Source organism: Arthrobacter sulfonylureivorans, from assembly GCF_022637435.1.
Classification (GTDB): domain Bacteria; phylum Actinomycetota; class Actinomycetes; order Actinomycetales; family Micrococcaceae; genus Crystallibacter; species Crystallibacter sulfonylureivorans.
In genome coordinates this window covers 80,210-100,747 of record NZ_CP093327.1, presented here as the reverse complement: position 1 = coordinate 100,747, position 20,538 = coordinate 80,210, and the positions used below count along the sequence as shown (strand labels likewise).

Below are 20,538 nucleotides of genomic sequence, written 5' to 3'. Positions count from 1 at the left end.
CTACTGACAGCTTCTGCCCGCACGGCATTTCCGGTTATACATCATGGGGAGGCTCTCCGTTGAGTCTTTGGTCCAGTGGACGAAGTCCGGATCGGGGGAGCCGGCAACGATCCATCCATTTTCGCACGAGCCGGCGTGAAGTAAATATCACGCGGGGGAAAAGCTGTGTTGCGCTTGCGCAGAATGCACGTACAACCTATTGCAACGGAGGCCGTGACCGGAACACTGGTGCCGTCGATAAACCCTGATGTCGATAAACCCAGAATGAGAAAGCGTGGCATTGTTTTGACCGGAAGACTCGAAAATCGGAGCATCATCGTGACGGGTGCCGGCAACGGCATTGGTCAGGCAACAGCGCGGATTCTCGCGCGTGAGGGCGCAAGGCTGCTGCTCGTCGATAAAGACAAACAGGCGGTCGCCCTGACTGCGGAATCCTTGCAACAGGCTGGCGGCGACGCGAGGGCGTTCGCCGCGGACGTCACCGATGAGGACGCGGTCGCCGGGTTCACAGCAGCCGCGCTCGAGAGCTTCGGCGCCATCGACGGGCTGTTTGCGAACGCCGGGATCGGTGGCGCGGTGATCCCCTTCGCGGAGCGCACGGAGGCGGAGTTCCGCTCCGTCATCGATGTCAACCTGATCGGGGTGTTCCTGAGCCTGCGGCACGTACTGCCCGTGATGTACAGTGCAGGGCGCGGTTCGATCGTGTGCACCGGTTCGATCGGCAGCGCGCGCGGCCTCCCTCTGACGGCGGCCTACAATGCCTCCAAGCATGCCGTGCTCGGATTGGTGCGCACCGTCGCCTCCGAGGCCGGGCCCCACGGAGTGCGCATCAATGCCGTGCTGCCCGGCATGGTGGACACGCAAATGCTGCGCACCACAACGACAGTTCTGGCACCAGGGGTTGACCCCGCACTCGGCGTCCAGGAGGCTGGAAAGTCGGTCTCACCGATCGGTCGCGCTGCCCGGCCGGAGGAGGTCGGTGAGGTCGCCGCGTTCCTGCTCTCTGACGCTGCGAGCTACGTGCACGGTGCCGGTATCCCTGTCGATGGAGGTGCACTCGCAACCATGGGCAACCGGCCGTAGGGGCTCATGCAGGCGCGGATGATCTCAGCGCGATCTCGCCCCGGTTGGCGATGAGCACGCTGCGCAACGGTTCGACTGTTCGTGTTTCCATTGCGGCCTTAGGCCTTGCCGGAGATCACAAACAGACGCTGATCGTATTCGACGGCCTGCTCGTTCTCGACGAGGATCCTCGTGACGGCGCCCTCGATCACGGCCTCGATGTTGTTCATCAGCTTCATCAGCTTCATCACCTCGACGATGCCCAGCACGGTGTGAGCGGTCCCCGCGTCCCCGGCCTCCACGAACGCGGGGGCGCCCGGCTGCGGGGAGGCGTAGAAGATGCCCACCGTCGGCGCAGTGATCAGCACCTCGCCCGCAGCGAGTTCGTTTGAAGTTCTTGCCGCCGCAGGAGCGGGCGCTGACAGGGCCGCGGGGGCAGGGGCCGTCGCCGCTGGAGCCGCGGCGCGGTGGTTCTTCGAAACGAAGAGTTCCACCTCGCCGGACTTCAACGAGATCTCTCGAACGTCGGCGTTCGCGTAGCTGTGGGAGCATCGCCTCTACTGGGGCAGGCACGAGCGGAATTATTTCTTGCTCTCGTTGGGACTACCTTGTACAGCTCAGCTGCCATCACGTTCATCACAGCCTGGGCGCCGACGAGCTGCGCGAACGGAGTGATTATGATGGGGTAGGCGAGTTCCGACCGCACCGCGCCACCTCGTGGAGCAGCTCATCAAAACGATCGGCAAGGCCGGTGGTTTCCAGCTGCGACTTGAAGTTCGAGAGCATTCCCCGGGCGTCCGGTGCATGTAGTGCATGCCGTTTTACTCGATCGGCACCCCAAGCGCTTGTTCTCCGCTTCGGCGATCTAGCGGATCCAATGGCTGATCGCGGCGGTGCGGTCTTCGTCGACGTTGACCGTGTACCGAGGGTGCGCAGATCCCGCACGATTCCCTGCGTGGAGGTTTGTCCGTTGCCGCTGGCAAGGGGCGCGATGGAGGTGTGGAGCGCATCCGCCCGGAGTTCCACCGCCTCGAGACACACCAGCGGCGCGAGCCCGGTCAAGTTGTGCGTGTGCACCTCCAAGGACCGTTTACCGATCACCTCGCTGAGCGCCGGGATCAGCGTCCGGATACGGTCCGGCGTCAGGAGTCCTCCCGTATCCTTCAGCATGATGGCGTCGACATCGGCTTTCTCGATCAGCTCCCCGGGCTTTCGCGATGGCTAGCTCATCCGTGTGCACGGGACTCTCGCTGAACGACACCGCGCCGAACATGGACGCGCCAAGCTCTTTGGCCCGGATCAATCCCGGCGCGACCCAACCCTCAATCACGTCGTCAGCCAGGAAATCGACCGCAGCGAGGTCCTGCAAGCGGATCAACGCCCTGAACTTGGTGTTCGTGCGTGCTCGTGCATGAGCCGCACAGGCTCATAGGGATCCTCTTTCAGATACCTGACCGGTACATCGAACTGGTCGGCGCCATGGGGTCGACCTGCTCGAAGCCGGCCTGATCGAAGTGCTAGATCATCGAAAGCGTGTTTTCCGTGCGCATCCGTGTCGCCCCAGGCTCTGATGCGCGTCCCGCAACGTCGTATCGATGATCTTGATCTCGCGGCGGCTCCGCGGAGGCCGGCCCTCGTTCGCCATCCCGGAGGCGATGTTCACCTGGCTACTTGTCATGATGTGTCTCCTGATTCTTGCATTGACCCGACGATCCGCATTCGAACTCGTGTGAAGGCAAGGGATGCTAAGCGGCGGTATAGCCGCCGTCGACGGCGAACTGGGCGCCTGTCACGAAACTCGCCCTGCTACTCAGCAGGAACACCACCAGCTCGGCAACTTCTTCCGGCTTGCCTAGCCGACCGATCGGATGCTGCGCGACGAGTGCGTCGTAATGTTCCTTCGGCAGGCCCTCGAGCAAGGGGGTGTCGATGTATCCGGGATGCACCGAGTTGATGCGGATACCCTGTGACGCGTAGCTGAGCCCCGCTGACTTGCTGAGGCCGGCGACACCGTGCTTGGCGGCCGTGTAAGCCGAAACGTGGCCCTCGCCGACCAGGCCGAGGATCGATGAGTTGTTCACGATCGATCCGCCGCCCGATGCCAGCATTGCGGGGATCTGGTAGCGGAGGCCGTAAAAGATGGAGTTGAGGTTCACCCCGATCACATCGTGGTATGCACGGAAGTCGTCGCCGTCGTCGTAGTCCCCGATCGGGCCCTGCGGGCCGCCGATGCCCGCGTTGTTGAACACGCAGTGCAGCCCTCCGAAGGCGCTCACCGTACGGTCCACGGCGTCTCTGCTCACCGCCGGATCGGAAACGTCGCCGGTGATGGCGATCGCCGTGCCACCGGTCGCCCCGACCTCATCGACGACGGAATGCGCGGTCTCTTGCTTCAGGTCGAGCACAGCGACGCTTGCACCTGACGCGGCGAGTTGCAGTGCGACACACCTGCCGATGCCGGAGCCTCCGCCCGTGACGAGTGCGACCCGGCTCTCGAACTCTCCGCGCATGATCTTCTCCTTAATTACCTGATTTCCAACGAGTGCTGCGAGCCAAGGTACCGGCTCGCTCGGGGCCGGGTTTGTCCGTGCGGGTGCAACCTTCAGGCGATGAGTGCAGGGGTGCGGAATGCGCCGGGCGCATAGGGGCTGAACCGGCTCGATTTGCCTCGTCGCGCACGAAAAGCCGTTATTCCATGCAGACTCCCGCAAATGTCTGTTCCCACAGCGCCCCGCACCGTAGCTTGGGTGACCATACCGGGCGGCCCCAAGATGCGGCCGCAGGCACTCAAAGAGAAGGATGCAAGATGAAGACCAGCGCAGCAGTCACCCTTGGTAAAGGCGATCCGTTCAAGATCGTAGACATCGACCTCGACGAACCTCGGGCCGGCGAGGTAAGGGTCCGCCTCGTTGCGAGCGGCGTCTGTCACACCGATGCGATCGTGCGTGACCAGTGGTACCCGACCCCGCTGCCCGCAGTGCTCGGCCACGAGGGAGCCGGCATCGTCGACGCGCTCGGTGAGGGAGTGACAGGCATCGCGGTCGGTGACTCCGTGCTGCTGAGCGTCGACAGTTGCGGCCGCTGCTCGCGGTGCGCCTCCGGGCTCCCGACCTACTGCGAGAACATGTTTGCGCTGAGTTTCGGCGGGCGGCGTGCTGACGGTTCCACCGCATTCACGCTCGACGGCACCCCGGTGTCGTCCCACTTCTTCGGGCAGAGTTCGTTCGCCCGCTATGCGAATGTCTCCGCACGCTCGGTGGTGCCCGTGCCGGCCGCGGCCCCGCTGGAAGTGCTCGCGCCGCTGGGCTGCGGCATTCAGACCGGCGCGGGTGCGGTACTCAATGCCCTCAACCCCGAGGCCGGATCGTCGATCGTGATCTTCGGCGCCGGAGCGGTGGGCCTCTCGGGCCTGCTCGCCGCGAAGATCGCGAACTGCACCACCATCATCGCGGTCGACATGCACCAGTCGCGGCTCGACCTGGCGCTCGAGCTGGGGGCAACGCACACCATCAAAGCCTCCGATCCCGACGTCGTCGAGCAGATCCACGCCTTCACCGCTGAAGGCGCGCAGTACGGTCTCGACACCACCGGGGTGCCTGCGGCGTTCACCCAGATGACTAAGGCTCTCGCACCGCGCGGCCACGGAGCCGTGGTCGGCGCCGCGGCGATCGGCACAAACGCCCAGTTCGACATGGGATCCCTGCTCCCGCGAGGCATCACGATCTCCATGGTCATCGAGGGCGATTCCGTCCCGACGAACTTCATCCCGAAACTCGTCGACTTGCATGCAAAAGGTCTCTTCCCCTTCGACCGGCTCATTACAAGCTACCCGTTCGAGAAGATCAACCAGGCGTTCGAAGATTCAGCCGCCGGCAGCACCCTCAAACCGGTCGTCGTATTCTGACCCAGGTCCGACTGCAGCCATTCCACATCCCAGGGGAACAGCCATGAAGGGCGAAACCACCATGAGAAGCACTGTATGTACGGCACTGGGCCGAGTTGAAATCCTCAACGTACCGAAGCCGGGCATCAGCCACCCGCGCGACGCGATCGTACGCGTGACCGCGACTAGCATCTGCGGCAGTGATCTGCACATGATCGACCATCCCGAGATGGTCGGCTCGCCCATCGGGCACGAGTTCGTCGGTGTCGTCGAGGAGACCGGAGACGGTGTCGGGGGGCTGCCTCTCGGAACACGCGTCGTCGGGCCAGCCGCGGTGTGGTGCGGATCGTGCGCCGAATGCCGCCGCGGCAATGAGTCATTCTGCTCCAATGGCGGGATCTTCGGCTGCGGCCCCGAGTTCGGCAGCCTCGGTGGTGCCCAGAGCGAGTGGATCAGAGTGCCGTTCGCCGACCTCGCCTTGGCCGTCATCCCGGATAGCGTGAGCGACGCGCAGGCACTCGCCGTCGGGGACGCGCTCTCGACCGGCTGGTCTGGCGTGCGGCGGGTCATCAACGGGCCAACCGAAGTGCTGCTGGTCCTTGGCTGCGGGCCGATCGGGCTCTCAGCGGTGTCGACCGCGAAGTTGCACGGCGTCAGGCATGTGGTGGCCGTTGACCTGCACGAGACGCGCCGCCGGCTGGCCGTGGAACTGGGGGCGTCTGCCGCACTCGGATCGGTCGAGGAGGCCGTGGTGATGGTGCGGGAGCTGACCGGGGGGCGTGGGGCAGACGGCGTGGTCGATGCGGCAGGCGCACCTGCCACCATCGCCGCAGCGTTTGAGGCCTTGGGCATAGGCGGCAGGATCGCGATTCTCGGCCTCGCGTCGAAACCGATCGAGGTCGATTTCCTGTCGCTCCTCTACAAGAGCACCACCGTGTGGGCAGGGCTCGGAGACCTTACCCGAATGGGAACGCTGCTCACGGCGATCGAATCAGGCGTATTCGAGCCGGGCGTCATGTTCACCGAGACCATCGAGCTCGGCCAGATCGTGAACGCCTATTCTGCGATCGCGGCGGGCGGCACCGATGTGGTGAAGTACCTCGTCACGGTTCCCTGAGTGCGCTGTTGCGCCATTCGCGCGGCGTCATGCCGTAGCGGCTCCGGAACTTCTGCGAGAAGTGGGACGGGGTGTTAAAGCCCCAGCGCGCCGCGATTTCGGAGATCGAGGACTCGCCGAGCGCGGCGTCGGCGAGGTCCCCTCGGCAACGTTCCAGCCGCTCGCTGAGAATCCGGGTCGAGATCGTCTCGCCCCGCTTCTCGAAGAGCATGTGGAGGTAGCGCGGCGTCACGGCACAGGCCTCGGCGATGAGGGATGGGGAGAGTTCGGGATCGGTGATCCGGTCCCTAATGACGGCGATCGCCTGTGCATGGAGGTTGCCCGAGTGGGTGCGTGGAACCTGGATGCTGCCGCGCGCGATCTCTTCGAGGTAAATCGAGCTCAGCACGCTGAGTATGGCGCGAGCCATGCCCTGCGTGCTCGATGGCGGTATTCGCGGCGCGGCGGCAGCGAGCTGGCCGAGTTGGCCGATCAGGCCGCAGAGGAACCTGGAGAGTTCCTGGACTGATACACGGGCGAGACGCTTCTCAGCCTCGGCGAGCGAAGCGGGCAACAACGACCGGTCAATACTCAGCGCCACCGCGTTTCCGGAGATCTCGCTTGTCTCGAGGGGGTGGCCGATCACGAAGATCGTGTCATCGCGCACGAGCGGGTCCGCAAGACCTTCCACGCGCACGCCATCCATGGCAGCGACGACGACGCGGATGCCATCTTTTGGGGCGAATGCCCTGCCGCTCATCTCGCAGGATCGGTGCAGCGAACAGCTCTCGCGAGCCGCAAGCAGGTGGACATCGGGTTCCGTTCCTGCGGAGATGTGCAGGTGCATGATCGACTCCTCAGGGATCCGCTGCGGGGGGGTGTTGCGCTCCCGGTGGGAGTCTTCGAACGGTACGCTACCGGATCGGCGGACTGCTCGAATGCTACGTGGTTTCGAAAGCTCACTGCACTGACGTGACAGACGGAACCGCCATTCGATCCCTAGTCTCGGTAGAGCGTCAACCGCACATGGAGCCTTCTTCGGCCCAGCGCCCGAATCCGAGAGTCGTCGAGAACGCCGAGGCCGTCCCGGTATGCCGCTCAGAGAGTTCGTCTGAACCACCGCAGCGAAGCATTACATCCCGTTTCCACATTGAAGCAGTGCATGTCTGAAAGGCAGAAATTACATGAAGAAAGCAGTACTCGGCGCAATAGCGCTCACTGCGGCAGCGGCCCTCGGCCTGGTCGGCTGCGGCACCGCGGCTTCGGGCTCGGCCGACGGCTCCGGAGGCCCCATCGTGGTCGGATCGATCAACTCGCTGAGCGGCGCGATCACCTTCCCGGAATCGTCCGCCGCAGCCGCCGCCGTGTTCAAGGCATTCAACGAAGCTGGCGGTTTGAACGGCCGGAAGATCGACTACCGGGTGCTCGATGACAAGCTCGACCCGGGAACGGCCACCGCATCGGCGCGCGAAGCAGTGGGCGGCGACAACGCCGTTGCGATGGTTGGCTCCGCGAGCATGATCGAGTGCGAGCTGAACGCCGCCTATTACGCGCAGCAGGGCATCCTCAGCATCCCCGGCACAGGTGTCGACAAGGGCTGCTTCGAGAACAAGAACATCTCCCCGGTGAACCCCGGCCCGTTCAACGACCTGGCCTTGTCCCTGAATTACGGCTCGAAGGTGCTCGGCCTCAAGGACACCTGCGTGATGGTGGCGATCGCCGGCTCCTCGCGGCCCTCCTACGAGAAGGTCATCGCCGACTGGCAGGCCAACACCGGGGCGAAGCCGCTGCTGGTCGACTACACGCTGCCCTACGGTGCCTCCGACTACACGCCGTACATCGTCAAGGCCAAGAAGGCGGGGTGCACGTCGATTTCGATCAACCTCACCGAGCCGGACGGGGCCGCGATGGCCAAGGCCGCCGACTCACAGGGCTGGACCGACGTGACCTGGCTCGGGCTGCCGAGCATGTACTCGGCTAACTTCGCCAAGGCAGTCTCCAAGATCGGCAGCGGGATGTACATGCCCGTCGCGTTCTACCCGTTCACGTCCGACAACGAGATCAACGCTGACTGGCGCAAGCTCATGACCGAGAACAACGTGCCGCTCACCTCGTTCAGCCAGGGGGGCTACCTCGCCGCGAAGTACTTCCTTGAGATCCTCAAGACCATCCCCGGCGACATCACCCGCGATTCTGTCACACAGGCGATCCGCGATGCGCAGCCGATCGCCAATCCGATGGCGGGCCAGCCCTACAAGTTTGGCCAGATCCCGCTGTCGGGATGGCCCATTGTACTCAAAAGTGGCACCAATGAATGGGCGAACGCCTCCGATAACTGGTTCCACCTGAGCTGATACCGATTCGGGGTGGCCCGGCAGCGCCGACGTGCGCTGCCGGGCCACTCCTCACTGAAAGGAGGATCGGATGATCCAAGGAGCTCTTGCCGGGCTCGCCGCCGGCGGTCTATATGCCGTGCTGGGGGTATGCCTCACGCTCATGTCGAAACTGGTGCGTGTGGTTAACTTCGCGCAGGCGGCGACCGCCATGTTCGGCGCCTACACGGCCGTGTGGCTGGTAACCCACCTCGACCTGCCCGTATGGGTCGGCTCTCTCGTCGGCGTCTTGTTTGGCGCAGCACTCTCGGCGGCGATCGGATGGATCGCCGCAACCTGGTTGTCGGAGTCGACCACCACAGTACGGTCTGCCATGACCATCGGGCCGCTGCTGCTGCTCATCTCGATGTCGTTCATTCTCTTCGGCAACCGCCCGCAACCGTTCACGCCGATCATCGCTGGGGCGGCGTTCACGGTCGGTGGCGTGGTGATCAGCCAGGTCGCCGTCGTGACAGTGCTCCTGGCGATCGTGATCGCGGTGGCGGCACACCTGCTGCTCAGCCGCACCCGGGTCGGCACGCAGTTGCGTGCCCTTTCTGAACGGCCCACAACCGCCGAGCTGCTCGGCATCCGCTCGCGGCCATTGTCGATCTCGGTCTGGCTTGTCACCGGGTTCGTGAGCGCACTCGTCGTCGTCATCGTTGCGCCCAGCCAGGCGAACGATGCGACCAGCCTGTCAATGCTTATCGTGCCCGCCACAGCGGCGGCACTGCTCGGCGGCTTCCGCCGTCTCTCCCTCACTGTCATCGGAGGAATCGTGCTCGGGATGCTCAGCGGCCTGGTCGCCCAAGTCGAGGAAGTCGCCCTAGTGCGCAACTTCCTCCCCTTCTTGCTCATCGTCGTACTACTGCTCTGGACACAACGTAAAGAGGTCTGGGATGTCGCCCGTTAGCCTTACCCGCACCCGCACCCGCCTCCGCCTCGGCATTCCCTTTCTGGTCGCGGCGCTCGCCATCGTGCTCGCATGGGTGCTCAGCGCTACCCTGCCGAACTACTTCGTCTTCCTCGGCATCTCGGCGGTCACCGCCTCGATCTCCATCCTGGGCCTGGGCATCGTCACGGGTTCGGCCGGGATGATCGCGCTCTGCCAGCTAACCTTCGCCGCGGTGGGCGCCTGGATCGTCTCCCTGCTGAACCTGCTGGACGCCCCGGGTGGTTTCCTCATCTGGCTGATCGCCGGCGCCGCAGGCGCTGGCCTCATGGGCATCCTGGTCGGCCTGCCCGCACTTCGCTTGCGCGGAGTGAACCTGGCAGTCGTCACACTCGGCTTCGCAGCAGCAGCCGAAGCGACACTCGTGCAGATCCAGTTTCCCGGCGCGACGAGTGGAATCCCCATCGCCCGTCCGGCACTTTTTGCCAGTGATGCGTCGTTCTTCTTCCTCAGCCTTATCGTGCTGACCCTGTGCGCCCTGGCCGTCTACTTCATCCAGCGGGGACGCTGGGGCGCAAGCTGGAAGGCGGTCGCATTCTCGGAGCGCGCCGCTGCAGCGGCAGGGGAGAGCGTACGCTCGGCCAAGCTCACCGCCTTCGCAGTGAGCGCGGCGCTCGCGGGCATCGCCGGCGGGCTTCTCGCCGGCCAGGTGCAGCTTCCCTTTGCGTCGAGCTTTAACACGCTGCAGTCGCTGGCGATTTATGTGCTTGCCGTCATGATGGGTACACAGCTCATCGATATGGCGATTCTCGGCGGCATCCTCTGGGTGCTGGTTCCCGAACTGCTGAAGCGCTGGGGGATTCCGCAGGACTGGGCGTTCGTCGTCTTCGGCTTGTTCGGCATGCAGTCCCTGGCCAGCGGCACCAACCTTGGGCAGACGCTCCGCTCGTGGTGGTGGAAGCTGGGGGACCGGAAGTCGCCGGTCATCGCACAGGCCGGGACAGAGCATGCCACCCTTCCGGCGGGAGACCCGTTGTCCGCGGAACCACTGTTTGCTGCGGTCGAACCCGAAGCGGCCTCGGGCGACGCGGTACTACGGGTCGAAGGGCTGTCGGTGACCTTCGGGTCGCTGAAGGCGCTTGACGATGTCAGCGTCTCATTGCCCCCGCGCTCCATCATGGGGCTGATCGGACCGAACGGCGCGGGCAAATCGACCTTTGTCGATGCGGTGAGCGGGTTCCTGCCGCAGTCCGAGGGCCGCGTGATGCTCGGGTCTGACGATCTCAGCGGGATGAGCCCGGCGCGGCGTGCCCGCGCCGGACTGAGGCGCACGTTCCAGCAGGATCGTGTACCGCCGTCGCTAACCGTTTCGGCATTCGTGCGCTACGTCGCCCGGCGTCGCCTGGGCGGGGAAGAAATCGAGCAGACGCTTGCCTACTTCGACTGTCCGCCAGGCAGCGCACGGATCTCCGATATCGACGTCGGAACCCGTCGCCTGATCGAGGTGGCCGCGCACGTGCTCGCCCGGCCGCGCGTGCTGCTGCTTGATGAGCCCGCTGCGGGCCTGTCCCACAAAGAGCACTTGGCGCTCGCCTCCAGGCTGCGCGATCTCCCCGAACGGTACGGGCTGTCGATCATCATCATCGAGCACGACCTGGACCTGGTCCGCTCGGTTTGCCCGCAATTGACGGTGCTCGACTTCGGGCGGGTGCTGGCCTCGGGCCCTCAATCTGAGGTGCTCGCCGACCCGGTGGTCACGAAGGCCTACATGGGAGATACGGAGATACTGCGATGAACGCCAACCCCCTCATCCTCGAAGATGTCGCCGTAAGTCGTGGGGCCGGCCCGGTGATATCCGGGGTGCGGTTCGCGCTCCATCCCGGTCGCATCGTGGCGCTCGTCGGCCCGAACGGCGCCGGCAAGACGAGCCTCATCGAGTCAATCTCGGGAGTCACACCGAACTCCGCCGGCCGCATCATGCTGGGAGAAACCCGGATCGACCGGCTTACCCGTGTCGAACGGGCGCGGACCGGCATCTCACATATCGAACAGGGCAGGGCAGTGTTTCCCTCGTTGACGGTGCGCGAGAACCTGTCGCTGACTGCCCGCACCCCGCAGGAACTGAAGGAAACTCTCGCGCACTTCCCCGAACTGGAGAAGCGCATCGACTCGGCAGCGGGACTGCTCTCGGGTGGCGAGCAGCAGATGGTGGTACTTGCCCGTGCGTTCGCCGCGCAGCCGCAATTCCTGCTCATCGATGAGATGTCACTGGGCCTGGCGCCGGTCGTATTCATGCGGCTGCTGCCGATCGTCTCGAAGCTCGCGGAGGCAGGCACGGGTGTGCTGCTTGTCGAGCAGTTCACCGAGCTTGCCCTCGGGATCGCGGACGAAGCGCTCGTGGTGGCCAGCGGCACGGTCAATTACCAGGGCACCGTTGAGGCACTGCGCTCGGACCCCGATCTGCTCCACCGCGCCTACTTGGGTGGCGACCGGGCGGTCTGAGACCGAGCCTGCTCTGTGCGAATGGTCATTCATTGCGCCGATCGCACTTCTGAACCGTGTCGGTTTTTAGCTGTTTCTTCTTCCGGGAAAACGAGTTTTTGAAGCTTGGAGCGCCACCCGTTCGTGAAGTTCAGCGCCGGGGTTCGTGCGGGAGAGCGCCAGCGGTCGCGTGGCCTGCAGTCGCTGACGCTCTCCGTGACAGGTGCTAGGCGGGTGGGAGGGCTGGGTGTTCGGCACGGCCGCGTTCCGCAAAGCGCTGCGGATGTGGCTGCCCCGCACCGCTGTCAGCGTCGACCACTTCCATCTGGCGATGCCCGGGAACAACTTGGTCACCGAGGTACGCCAACGCCTGACCCAGGAGACGAAGGGCAGGCGCGGCCGGGCCAAAGACCCGGTCTGGGCCATCCGCATGCTGTTGCTGAAGGCGGATGAGAAGCTCTCCGACCGGGCACGGAACCGGTTGCAGACCGTGTTCGATGTCGACGATCCGACCGGAAAGCTGCAGGCCGCGTGGGAAGTCAAAGAGCAACTTCGCCTCCTGCTACGGACCGGTTCCCTCGCCGATGCGACGGCTGCCAAGGACAAACTGCAGCAGCTGGTCGAGCGGGCCGGGCAGCCCGAAACCACCCGGCTCTGGCGCACCGTCTGCCGCTGGTGGAAAGAGATCGAGGTCCTCATTGTCACCGGTGCGACGACAGCGAAGGTCGAATCGAACAATGTCAGCATAAAAGCCAGAAAACGCGTCGGCAGCGGCTATCGCAACACAGGAAATTACCGATCGCATACCCTCTTGACCAGTGCGGCCCGGACGGCAGCATGAACACTCAGCTACAGCAGGCCGTTCCCCACGAACCGCGAAGACCCGGGTAAAGGCGCAGCCAAGGCAAAAAAGACCCGCCCAGGGGCAGCCATGGGTGCGGAGCGGACTAAGAGCGGCCCCTCCCATAGGCCGCCCGGCCAACGAAGGGGGGTGACTTCCGTGGCGGTCTCCCCATTGTGTAGAGGGGCAGAGACCGGCCCTCTATCCGGTTTCTGGCGGTTCCCTTCGGGATTCCTGCAGACGCCATATACGCCGTTGCCCTAGAGGTCCAAAGTTCTTTGAACTATCCAAAGACGAACGCTTGAGCCGCACAATCAATTGTCCAAAGAACTTTGGACAATTGACGCCGGCGCCTTCGGCTTCACGGCCCTGTCAGAGAGAGAAGTCCATGTCCGTGTCGGCGTCACTCGGGGTGAAATAGACGAGGTAATCGCCGAAGGCTCCCTTGAGGATGGGGATGAAGCCGAAGGACTCCCAGTAGGAGCGCAGATCCGCCTTGGCGGTCTCATGCTCCGGCGTCCCTTCATCCGGTCCGTCGTCTTCAAGCAGCGGCGCAGCGCGCAACGCAATCAGGCCGGCATTGCGTCCGATGGTCGCAAGCATGGCCCGCAGCACATGGTGTCCGAGCCTTTGTCCCCGGTAGTCGGGCCCGATCTCCAGGCTGGACAGAATCAACAGGTCCCCGCCGAAGTCCTTCATGCCGGCTTCTTCCAGCAGGTCCGGGCGCATGATGCCTAAGACCTCGCCGAATGAGGCCAGCTCCTGGTCGACGGCGTCGAGGGTGTTGAACAGATCGATCAGTCCGGCGTCCGGAACGGTGTAAACCACGGCTGAGCCAATAGTGTGCTCGTCGCCGTCATCTTCGTCGTCCTGAGAGACCTCGGCGCGGATGCCGATCTGCCACGTGAGCGGGTAGGTCTCCGGGAACTGGCGGTCGTCGGGCAGGCCCTGGTATTCCAGCTGATAGGACAGCGTCATGTACTCAGGTTCGACGATGATCATTGCTGCCCCGCTTCAGTGGAGTGCCGGTTACTGCCACCAGTGTAGGGCGCAGCGCCCTTCCTGCGGGGCCTGCTGGCGGCTCTCCGGAGGCCGATGACGTTGTGGCTCCAGCTCAATTGTCCCGACGGTGTCTGGACAATTGGTTCAGGTCCGGTCCATGCGGCCGCGAAGGCGCGCATTTTGTAGACGTTCGTGCGGGAGAATCCCTTCATGTGCGGGAACTCCGCCAACAGGTCACGTGCCAGCCTGTCCAGGACTTTGCTGCCTAGGGCTCGTTCGCTTGCCGTTCCAGGATCGTCTGTCCGATGCTCCAGTACAGCTCGATCATGGCACTGTTAACTACGCGCTGGGCCTTGAACTGTGTCTGTCACACCAAGTCCTTGAGGGATGTGAGCGCGGCCGCGTAGTCATTCGGCAGGTCCGGCTCGATCTGGGTCACTCTTCCACCCTAATGTGCACCAATGACACGCTGGCCCCAATTGTCCAGACACTGTCTGGACAATTGGCATTGGCCGCGGCTCGCAGGGGGCCGCGCCGTCCGATCCTCGTCGGTGCGGCAGGAGGGCAGGGCCAGTAATTTCGCCACAGCCTGTGGACATATTCATATTCATTTGCTCGGTTCGGGCGTACGGGCCTGAGCCTCGATCCGGTCCCGGCAGGGCTTATGGTTGCATGCCCGGATGTCGGGAAACCTGCCTTCGGGCACCAGGCTGAGCAAAGACAAGAACATGAACGGCACGACTAGGCGGTTGTCTGAGGTGACCATCTGCCATGCGTCGATTATTGGCTGGCTTCGAGGCGAGCCCGCCGCACCTAGCCACCGCCGGTGTCCTGCGCGACCCGGGGGAGCGGGGGCGCATGACACGTGATGGAGGCCGGGCCCAAGGGCCGCGTGGCAGAGCCGATTGGCTCGGCCGTTGCTTTTGTGTTGCTTTTTGGTTGACTGCGGGGATTTTTCCTGACACGATCCTGATATGGAATCAGCCACACGCAACCAGATTTTCCGGGACACTACCCGGATGAATATCCACGATCTGGTCCGGGAGTTGAACGCCAACGTCGGCACCACGGTGGTTCAAACCATGGCCGGCGTTAAAGACCGGACGTCGCCGCACAAGTGGGCACAGCCCGACGGGCCGGAACCGCGGCCCGAGGTGGAGGCCAGACTGCGGCTGGGCTACCGCGTATGGAAAACCCTTGAATCGGCCGAGGGCCGGAGCGTTGCCCTGGCATGGTTGTTGGGCTCCAACCCTCGACTGGATGAAGACCTGCCGGTCATGTACATCCAGCAGCAGCGCACCCGCGAGGTGCTGGGCGCCGCCGACGCCTTCGTGAACGACCTGCACGCTGCGTGACGGAGCGCACCTGCACCAGCACTCAGCTGCGATTGGTCGAAACTGCCGGCGAAACCGCCTACCGGGTGGCCAAGGACCGGTATGGGGCGCTGTCCGTCCGCCAAAATGACCACGTTGGGCCGCTGCCCGTGGGCAGCGACCCGGGCGTGGGCGATTCCCGCGGCCGGTACGACACCCTTGGATCAACGATCTGCCTGGCCGACTCCCGCAGGTCTGCCTACGCGGAGGTGCTGGTCGGCTTCCGGATGCACCGGGCAAGGATCGCTCGGACGGCGGCGTCCATCGGGATGCGGCTGGATGAGTACATCGAGGCTGTCACCGCTGACGCGGCAGCCAACGGCGTCGACGTGCCCTGGGCCATCCCAGTGGATTGGCAGATGGACCGGTCCATCTATGAGATCCGCCTCCCCAGGCATGGCTGGTGGGTGCAGATTGATCACCCTGACACCCTCCGGGCCCTGGAGGCCTGGCGCCTGCTGCGGCCGGCGCCATGGGCGAGGTCAAGATGCTGACCGCCACCGAGGTGACCGGACTGGACCGGGACCTGACCACGTTGCTTGCCCATGTCATCCGCCAGCAGCGCCTGGATGACGGGAGCGAGCCCCTGGGAATCGCGTTTGCATCCCGGACCCTGACCGGCCGCTGTTGGGCCTACTGGGACCGTCGGACCGATGAGGGCCTGCCGCCGGGCAGCAACGACCTGCAGCAGCTATCTTCACAGAACGTCGGGCCGGATCCGGACTTCTTCGCGATGGCCAAGTTCTACGACCTGCCCATCCTGGGCGCGCGCTAGGACTTGCCGTGCAGGCAGCCCCGGCAGTGATTTCCCTGCTGTGAAGCGATTGCCGCAACGCTGGCACCGCCGCCGATCAGTGCAGTTGGAGACTGTGCAGACAGTGTCTGCAGGGTTGCCCAAGGCACCTACTGCCCTTCTGGCGGATCAACGTCGTAGGTATTCGTGCATCACGCCAGCTCTTACTTATGGCCCTTTCCGGATGGACCTCCTGTCAGCGGCGCTCACCCGTTACTGCGGACAGGTATCCGAAGCAAATTTTAATAATGAACGAGAGATCCGCCGATAGGGTTGTGGTCCCGGATGTTGTGGGTTTGCCATTTCATGTTGGCCGAGATGTGGCAAGCGATGCCGGCGTGACGCTAGCGAACCCTGACCCGGACGGGCCGCCTATCGGAGCCCTTGCTTGGCCCGGACTTTTCTATATCACGTCCCAGATTCCAGCAGCAGGGAGCATCGTCTATCGTTGGGACTCTGTTGCTGTCGAAATTGTCGCGCATGGAGACTCGGAATCTAATGCATGGCTGAAACACCCTGGAACACCGCCCTCGGATTCGGCTCATGCGACTTCGAAGCTTGAACAGCATGTTGATCTCACAGAGACAGACCTTCCAGGCGACTGACCGGGAAGCGTTTCTTCGCTCGAAGCGATAGCCACAGCGCTGGAAACTGAAGCCCTCGAGTGAGGCGTGGGATTTGTGCAGTCTGCACGGTTGCCTGAGGCAATTACTTTACATAAGGTAGGTTATCGGCTTATAAAGTACGGGAGTAGAAGTAGCTGCGAGAACTCCCGTTCCACGGCGTAGGCGGCGGCCGAGTCAGTGGCGTGGCGTTCGATGGTAGCCGGCCAGTTGCCCAACCAGACTGGGTCGAAGCAGTGGAGTTCGATCGTCGCTTACGACTCCGTGGGCCGAGCCTGCGTACTGCGAATCGCTCCTTCTACTGGAGCAAAGGACCCGAAATCTGTTACCACTGGATCCGCCGTCGGAAAGAACGCGTTGCGATGCAGGAGCGGCGTCCTGCCAGCTACATCAGCAGCAAACCCGGCTGAGGGCTTGCTGAAGCGCGACGACAAACGGTTCACGGCCACTGGCACCAGGCGGTACAACTGTCAGGCGGGGGAAGTCGGTTATTAGCACGGGCAACGCCCAAACAGGTCCTTCAGCGATTAGCACGACTTCCGTTCCTTGCGCGTCACCGGACTCTAGGTGGGACAATAGAACGATCAGCGACCACAGCTCTTGCGGCTCGTAGCCTATAACCGCCACCACTGGCATGCCGCCATCGGCGTGTTGTTTCGTTTCGGAGCTACCAGCCGCATTGTTTGCGATGCCCCTGAGCCATTGTCGAGTGACAAAGGTATCCGGATACTCGCTCACGTTGGTGGCCGTCGCCTTTGCCCACTCCTGCAGGGCATCCCGCTGCTGGCGAAACAATGGGGTCCCGAGGTTAATTGCCACAAGTGCCGTCGGCTCCATCAAAACATCAGCTCCGGACATTATCCACCTCCAAGCAAAGCACCCGCCCGCGGCGCCACTGCCTCGAGCCCCAGGTCGTTCCGGATGCGCCATACCGATGCCGATGCGGCAGAAATGACGGGAATGTCGAAATTCTGCTGCACCGCGTCCAGAACCGTGGAGGAGACCACCGGAATCCGCTTGCCCGATTCGTCCTCCTCGACAGCTGCCAGTTTCTTTTGGGAATCCCGATGATAACCCTGTCCCTGGGCCATGATCGCGACTCGGCAGGCGCAGGCCACGACATCCACCGTGCGTCCGCCAACTCTGTCGTGCAGCGCAAATCCATGTCCACCGCTCTCAGTTCCTCCGGTGTCACGCGCTTCATGCGCATTCGAGAGGAAAGAGAGCTGAACCTCTCAGGGTGCGTCTGTTTGCGGGCCTTCAGGATGGCCGGAATTTCAGTCTCCATCGTGGTATTGGAACTGGGCACGATCAGTCCGACATGGTAATTGTTCATGTCCCTCCTTGAGAATTGGGCGGTTCGATCACCCGCGATGCGGCCCTGTTGGAGGCCAACCGGCGACATGATGCAGATTGGAAGTAGTCCGGGGATCTGAGCGACGAACCGTAGCACGGTCTCAATCGGATCCCCGGAGCCCCGGAAACATCTGTGCGCCCCGTTCAGGAAGCCATGATGGCAAACGAGGAGGCGTTCTGCATGCGCAACGGACACCGGCCGCGAACCCCCTTCAAAGACAGCCTGATCGAGGAACGGGGGTCACCCCAACGCGCCAACCGACGGGGACTCAGCTAATCCGGTGCTTTGCACGTGTGCTGAAAGCGCACTCATGAGAATACTTTAGTCGGCCCCCGTCGCTAGGAGCTGGGCGCCCTGAATAGCCCTGGAAGACACTTCGGATATCGAAGCTGCACAACCCCACGGGACTCCCAGTTGCTGAGCGGTCGCAACGACTTGCATAAATCGACTGTCGAAATCTGTTCCGGCGGCTTAGCAGTCTGTCCGCACTGAGCGTTACGCTTAGGAGAATGCCTGCAGCTCCAACGGTCGCCATCCTGGTTCGAAAATGAGAATTTCATTACTGCCTCCCCCGGTAGACGGTGTCCCGAAGCCGGAGATGATGGCGTGCGATCGATGGTCCGGCGACGGCGGCGGCCTTCAGCAGATCACCGGGACGAGGGAGAGGGGTCGATGCTGGAGGCGTTTCAGCCCGCAGGCGGATATCTGAGCCGACGTTCCGTGCGGTCAGCACCGTCCCCGTCCTCCCTCGACAGCTACTTATCGCGCGATGACGGAAGAGACGTTCACCAGATCACGGACCTGCGAGACGATCTTCTCGGCAGTCGGTAGGACCGCCTCCTGCAAGTTGGGCGCAGACGGCATCCGGACATCCGCTGTCGCCAGACGGGACACGGGAGAGGCGAGCAAGTTGAAGTGTTTCTCTGAAATCCGGGCAGCAACCTCTGCGCCGAATCCAGCTGTTTGGGTCGCCTCGTGTACTACAAGCACCCGGCCACCACAGTCCCGAACGACCTGAGCAATCGCCGCATCATCGAGTGGCCGCAGCCACCTCAGGTCCAGAACCGTTGCAGCAATACCTTCGGCTTCCAGCTGGTCCGACGCCTCCAGCACACGTTCGAGAGTGGCGCCCCAGGTGATGATGGCGACGTCCGTACCCTCCCGATGAACGCGACCCCCTTCAGCCCGCTGGACAACACCTCCCGTCTTGACCGGTGCCTTCTGCTGATACAGTTCTCGCGCCTCGATGAGGATCGTCGGGTCTGGATCGGCAATGGAAGCGCGCAACATGTCATAGGCATCTTGAGGTGTCGACGCCAAACCGACCTTGACCCCGGGAAGATGAGCGAAGAGTGCCTCGATCGACTGGGAGTGCTGAGCGCTCGAGCCTGGCGTCACACCTTGCTGCGTACGTATCGTCAGAGGTGCAGCCAGCTTGGAGCGGTTGATGTAACGAACGTTCGTCGCGTGGTTCACCACCTGGTCCAGGGCCACGAAGAAGAAGTCGGCCCACATGATCTCGACGACGGGACGCATGCCTTCCATGGCAGCACCCACCGCAGAACCCAGGATCGCGCTCTCGGAGATCGGGGTATCGAAGACCCGCTCGGGACCGAATTCCTTCTGCAGTCCTCGAGAGACACCGAATATCCCACCTGGGAAACCGACATCCTCGCCGTACAGCACGACTTCTGGCCGATCCGTGAGTTCGGTCTTGAGGGCAAGATTCGCCGCGCGCTGATACGTGAGCTCGCGAAAATCTGCATCCTCATCACTGCCAGCCAACGGTGGCGGATCGCCATAGAGGTCGTCATAGACGGTCGCTGGATCGGGCAACGGCATCTCACGAACACGAGCAGTCGCCGCATCGATCTCCGCCACGATCTGGGCGTCGATCTCAGCAAACTCTTCCTCAGACAACAGACCCTCATCAGAGGCTGTCCTGCGAAGCCGGGGAATCGGATCCGCCGCAGCGGCCGCAAGCTTGTCATCGTTGGGACGATAGTGCTCGATGTCCAGGTTGTAGTGCCCCTTGAGTCTGGTGGTCCGGCAATTGAGGAAGACGGGCCCCTCGCCGTCACGGCACAGCTGCGCAGCCTCGGCCACGGCGCTCTCCACGGCGAACGGGTCACAGCCATCGACCTCTCGCCCCACGATCCCGAGAGCCTCGACTCGCGCGACGAGGTCGTCTCCCAGGGTCGTGTCCGAGAACTTCGTCATCTCCGCCCACGAGTTGTTCTCACACACGAAGATCACGGGAAGTCGGTTCACCGCCGCGAAGTTCATGCCTTCAGTCGTCGCGCCCTGGTTCATCGCCCCCTCCCCGAACGAGGTGACGACCACCCGATCGGTTGCCTGGCGCTTCGCGGCAAGGGCCACGCCCGCCGCTATGGGGACGCCGGCACCCACGATCGAGTTCTCGCCGAAGAAGCCGATTTCTGGGTCGCTGAGCATCGGCGAGCCGGCTCGACCGCCATTCGTGCCACCGGCACGTTGGGCAATCTCCGCGAGTAATTCTGTCGGATCGGAGCCGCAGGCCAGTGCCCAACCATGCCCCCGGTATGTCGCCATCACCCGATCGTCATCCCGTAGCGCCGCCATAGTTCCGACCGGTATCGCCTCTTGACCAAGGCACAGATGAACTGAACCCGATATAACTCCTTCGACCGACAACTCGAGCACACGCTCCTCCATACGGCGGATAAATGCCATATTTCGGTATGCTCTCTCTACGGTGAGCTGTGTATTACGCATTACCACTCC

General features: G+C 63.4%; 19 protein-coding genes and 1 pseudogene. 11 read left to right on the top strand and 9 right to left on the bottom strand.

What is annotated here, in order from left to right; all coding sequences use genetic code 11:
• The first annotated feature begins 213 nt into the window (after nt 1-213).
• Nucleotides 214-1,083 carry an SDR family NAD(P)-dependent oxidoreductase gene (locus MNQ99_RS18720; RefSeq protein WP_241915457.1) on the top strand — a complete coding sequence of 290 codons (870 nt, stop codon included), beginning with the start codon at nt 214-216 and terminating at the stop codon, nt 1,081-1,083.
• A gap of 98 nt (nt 1,084-1,181) precedes the next feature.
• Here MNQ99_RS18720 and MNQ99_RS18715 read toward each other — a convergent pair whose 3' ends face one another.
• The 3 genes from MNQ99_RS18715 to MNQ99_RS18705 form a co-directional block, all read right to left on the bottom strand.
• Nucleotides 1,182-1,556, bottom strand: a complete 375-nt coding sequence (locus MNQ99_RS18715) for an acetyl-CoA carboxylase biotin carboxyl carrier protein (protein WP_241915456.1) — start codon at nt 1,554-1,556, stop codon at nt 1,182-1,184.
• Between the two features lie 181 nt (nt 1,557-1,737).
• Nucleotides 1,738-2,232 (bottom strand): hypothetical protein, encoded by a 495-nt coding sequence (locus tag MNQ99_RS18710; RefSeq protein ID WP_241915455.1) that lies wholly within the window; start codon nt 2,230-2,232, stop codon nt 1,738-1,740.
• A 575-nt stretch (nt 2,233-2,807) separates the two neighbouring features.
• Nucleotides 2,808-3,572: an SDR family NAD(P)-dependent oxidoreductase gene (locus tag MNQ99_RS18705; RefSeq protein ID WP_241915454.1), complete on the bottom strand. Its 765-nt coding sequence runs from the start codon at nt 3,570-3,572 to the stop codon at nt 2,808-2,810.
• A 296-nt stretch (nt 3,573-3,868) separates the two neighbouring features.
• Here MNQ99_RS18705 and MNQ99_RS18700 point away from each other — a divergent pair, with 296 nt between their 5' ends.
• Together MNQ99_RS18700 and MNQ99_RS18695 are read left to right on the top strand one after the other, a co-directional pair.
• Nucleotides 3,869-4,966 carry an NAD(P)-dependent alcohol dehydrogenase gene (locus MNQ99_RS18700; protein ID WP_241915453.1) on the top strand — a complete coding sequence of 366 codons (1,098 nt, stop codon included), beginning with the start codon at nt 3,869-3,871 and terminating at the stop codon, nt 4,964-4,966.
• Nucleotides 4,967-5,009: 43 nt separating this feature from the next.
• On the top strand, nt 5,010-6,062 hold the full coding sequence (locus MNQ99_RS18695; protein WP_241915452.1) for a zinc-dependent alcohol dehydrogenase: 1,053 nt from the start codon (nt 5,010-5,012) through the stop codon (nt 6,060-6,062).
• On the opposite strand, the gene MNQ99_RS18690 is transcribed toward MNQ99_RS18695, so the two are convergent.
• The gene (locus tag MNQ99_RS18690) at nt 6,049-6,888 is read right to left on the bottom strand and encodes a helix-turn-helix domain-containing protein (RefSeq protein WP_241915451.1); all 840 of its coding nucleotides are present in this window, start codon (nt 6,886-6,888) and stop codon (nt 6,049-6,051) included. The genes MNQ99_RS18695 and MNQ99_RS18690 overlap by 14 nt on opposite strands.
• A 337-nt stretch (nt 6,889-7,225) precedes the next feature.
• Between MNQ99_RS18690 and MNQ99_RS18685 the strand changes: the two genes are divergently transcribed.
• The 5 genes from MNQ99_RS18685 (at nt 7,226) to MNQ99_RS18665 (ending at nt 12,627) form a co-directional block, all read left to right on the top strand.
• Nucleotides 7,226-8,395, top strand: coding sequence for an ABC transporter substrate-binding protein (locus MNQ99_RS18685; protein ID WP_241915450.1), 1,170 nt, complete (start codon nt 7,226-7,228; stop codon nt 8,393-8,395).
• A gap of 70 nt (nt 8,396-8,465) precedes the next feature.
• Complete coding sequence (locus tag MNQ99_RS18680) at nt 8,466-9,326, top strand: branched-chain amino acid ABC transporter permease (RefSeq protein ID WP_241915449.1); 861 nt, start codon at nt 8,466-8,468, stop codon at nt 9,324-9,326.
• Nucleotides 9,313-11,100, top strand: a complete 1,788-nt coding sequence (locus tag MNQ99_RS18675) for a branched-chain amino acid ABC transporter ATP-binding protein/permease (RefSeq protein ID WP_241915448.1) — start codon at nt 9,313-9,315, stop codon at nt 11,098-11,100. The genes MNQ99_RS18680 and MNQ99_RS18675 overlap by 14 nt, the downstream gene beginning before the upstream one ends.
• Nucleotides 11,097-11,807: an ABC transporter ATP-binding protein gene (locus MNQ99_RS18670; protein ID WP_241915447.1), complete on the top strand. Its 711-nt coding sequence runs from the start codon at nt 11,097-11,099 to the stop codon at nt 11,805-11,807. Before MNQ99_RS18675 ends, MNQ99_RS18670 begins: the two co-directional genes overlap by 4 nt.
• A 226-nt stretch (nt 11,808-12,033) precedes the next feature.
• Entirely contained in the window at nt 12,034-12,627 is a 594-nt protein-coding gene (locus tag MNQ99_RS18665; protein ID WP_241915446.1) for a transposase, read from the top strand.
• Between the two features lie 372 nt (nt 12,628-12,999).
• Here the strand turns inward: MNQ99_RS18665 and MNQ99_RS18660 are convergent, their stop codons facing one another.
• Together MNQ99_RS18660 and MNQ99_RS18655 are read right to left on the bottom strand one after the other, a co-directional pair.
• The gene (locus tag MNQ99_RS18660) at nt 13,000-13,629 is read right to left on the bottom strand and encodes a hypothetical protein (RefSeq protein WP_241915445.1); all 630 of its coding nucleotides are present in this window, start codon (nt 13,627-13,629) and stop codon (nt 13,000-13,002) included.
• A complete protein-coding gene (locus MNQ99_RS18655) occupies nt 13,626-13,859 on the bottom strand; it encodes a DUF1016 N-terminal domain-containing protein (RefSeq protein WP_241915444.1) in 234 nt (77 codons plus the stop codon). Before MNQ99_RS18655 ends, MNQ99_RS18660 begins: the two co-directional genes overlap by 4 nt.
• Before the next feature lie 744 nt (nt 13,860-14,603).
• On the opposite strand from MNQ99_RS18655, the gene MNQ99_RS18650 reads away from it, so the two are divergent.
• From MNQ99_RS18650 to MNQ99_RS18640, 3 genes are read left to right on the top strand one after another with little or no spacing between them, the layout of a single operon-like run.
• Nucleotides 14,604-14,984 (top strand): hypothetical protein, encoded by a 381-nt coding sequence (locus tag MNQ99_RS18650; protein WP_241915443.1) that lies wholly within the window; start codon nt 14,604-14,606, stop codon nt 14,982-14,984.
• A 32-nt stretch (nt 14,985-15,016) separates the two neighbouring features.
• Nucleotides 15,017-15,496 carry a hypothetical protein gene (locus tag MNQ99_RS18645; protein WP_241915442.1) on the top strand — a complete coding sequence of 160 codons (480 nt, stop codon included), beginning with the start codon at nt 15,017-15,019 and terminating at the stop codon, nt 15,494-15,496.
• A complete protein-coding gene (locus MNQ99_RS18640; protein ID WP_241915441.1) occupies nt 15,475-15,777 on the top strand; it encodes a hypothetical protein in 303 nt (100 codons plus the stop codon). The genes MNQ99_RS18645 and MNQ99_RS18640 overlap by 22 nt, the downstream gene beginning before the upstream one ends.
• A gap of 1,031 nt (nt 15,778-16,808) precedes the next feature.
• Here MNQ99_RS18640 and MNQ99_RS18635 read toward each other — a convergent pair.
• The 3 genes and pseudogenes from MNQ99_RS18635 to MNQ99_RS18625 form a co-directional block, all read right to left on the bottom strand.
• On the bottom strand, nt 16,809-17,276 hold the full coding sequence (locus tag MNQ99_RS18635; RefSeq protein ID WP_241915440.1) for a hypothetical protein: 468 nt from the start codon (nt 17,274-17,276) through the stop codon (nt 16,809-16,811).
• Nucleotides 17,277-17,413: 137 nt separating this feature from the next.
• Nucleotides 17,414-17,754: pseudogene (locus MNQ99_RS18630) on the bottom strand (Asp/Glu racemase); the annotation flags it as partial.
• A 780-nt stretch (nt 17,755-18,534) separates the two neighbouring features.
• On the bottom strand, nt 18,535-20,487 hold the full coding sequence (locus MNQ99_RS18625) for an alpha-ketoacid dehydrogenase subunit alpha/beta (RefSeq protein WP_241915582.1): 1,953 nt from the start codon (nt 20,485-20,487) through the stop codon (nt 18,535-18,537).
• Between the last annotated feature and the right edge of the window lie 51 nt (nt 20,488-20,538).

Excerpts from the sequence above, each read along its gene's own strand:
- MNQ99_RS18705 (WP_241915454.1), bottom strand. The coding sequence starts at position 3,572 with ATGCGCGGAGAGTTCGAGAGCCGGGTCGCACTCGTCACGGGCGGAGGC.
- MNQ99_RS18660 (WP_241915445.1), bottom strand. The coding sequence starts at position 13,629 with ATGATCATCGTCGAACCTGAGTACATGACGCTGTCCTATCAGCTGGAA.
- MNQ99_RS18700 (WP_241915453.1), top strand. The coding sequence starts at position 3,869 with ATGAAGACCAGCGCAGCAGTCACCCTTGGTAAAGGCGATCCGTTCAAG.
- MNQ99_RS18640 (WP_241915441.1), top strand. The coding sequence starts at position 15,475 with ATGGGCGAGGTCAAGATGCTGACCGCCACCGAGGTGACCGGACTGGAC.
- MNQ99_RS18685 (WP_241915450.1), top strand. The coding sequence starts at position 7,226 with ATGAAGAAAGCAGTACTCGGCGCAATAGCGCTCACTGCGGCAGCGGCC.
- MNQ99_RS18625 (WP_241915582.1), bottom strand. The coding sequence starts at position 20,487 with ATGGCATTTATCCGCCGTATGGAGGAGCGTGTGCTCGAGTTGTCGGTC.
- MNQ99_RS18695 (WP_241915452.1), top strand. The coding sequence starts at position 5,010 with ATGAAGGGCGAAACCACCATGAGAAGCACTGTATGTACGGCACTGGGC.
- MNQ99_RS18650 (WP_241915443.1), top strand. The coding sequence starts at position 14,604 with ATGGAATCAGCCACACGCAACCAGATTTTCCGGGACACTACCCGGATG.
- MNQ99_RS18710 (WP_241915455.1), bottom strand. The coding sequence starts at position 2,232 with ATGCTGAAGGATACGGGAGGACTCCTGACGCCGGACCGTATCCGGACG.
- MNQ99_RS18690 (WP_241915451.1), bottom strand. The coding sequence starts at position 6,888 with ATGCACCTGCACATCTCCGCAGGAACGGAACCCGATGTCCACCTGCTT.
- MNQ99_RS18635 (WP_241915440.1), bottom strand. The coding sequence starts at position 17,276 with ATGTCCGGAGCTGATGTTTTGATGGAGCCGACGGCACTTGTGGCAATT.
- MNQ99_RS18670 (WP_241915447.1), top strand. The coding sequence starts at position 11,097 with ATGAACGCCAACCCCCTCATCCTCGAAGATGTCGCCGTAAGTCGTGGG.
- MNQ99_RS18675 (WP_241915448.1), top strand. The coding sequence starts at position 9,313 with ATGTCGCCCGTTAGCCTTACCCGCACCCGCACCCGCCTCCGCCTCGGC.
- MNQ99_RS18680 (WP_241915449.1), top strand. The coding sequence starts at position 8,466 with ATGATCCAAGGAGCTCTTGCCGGGCTCGCCGCCGGCGGTCTATATGCC.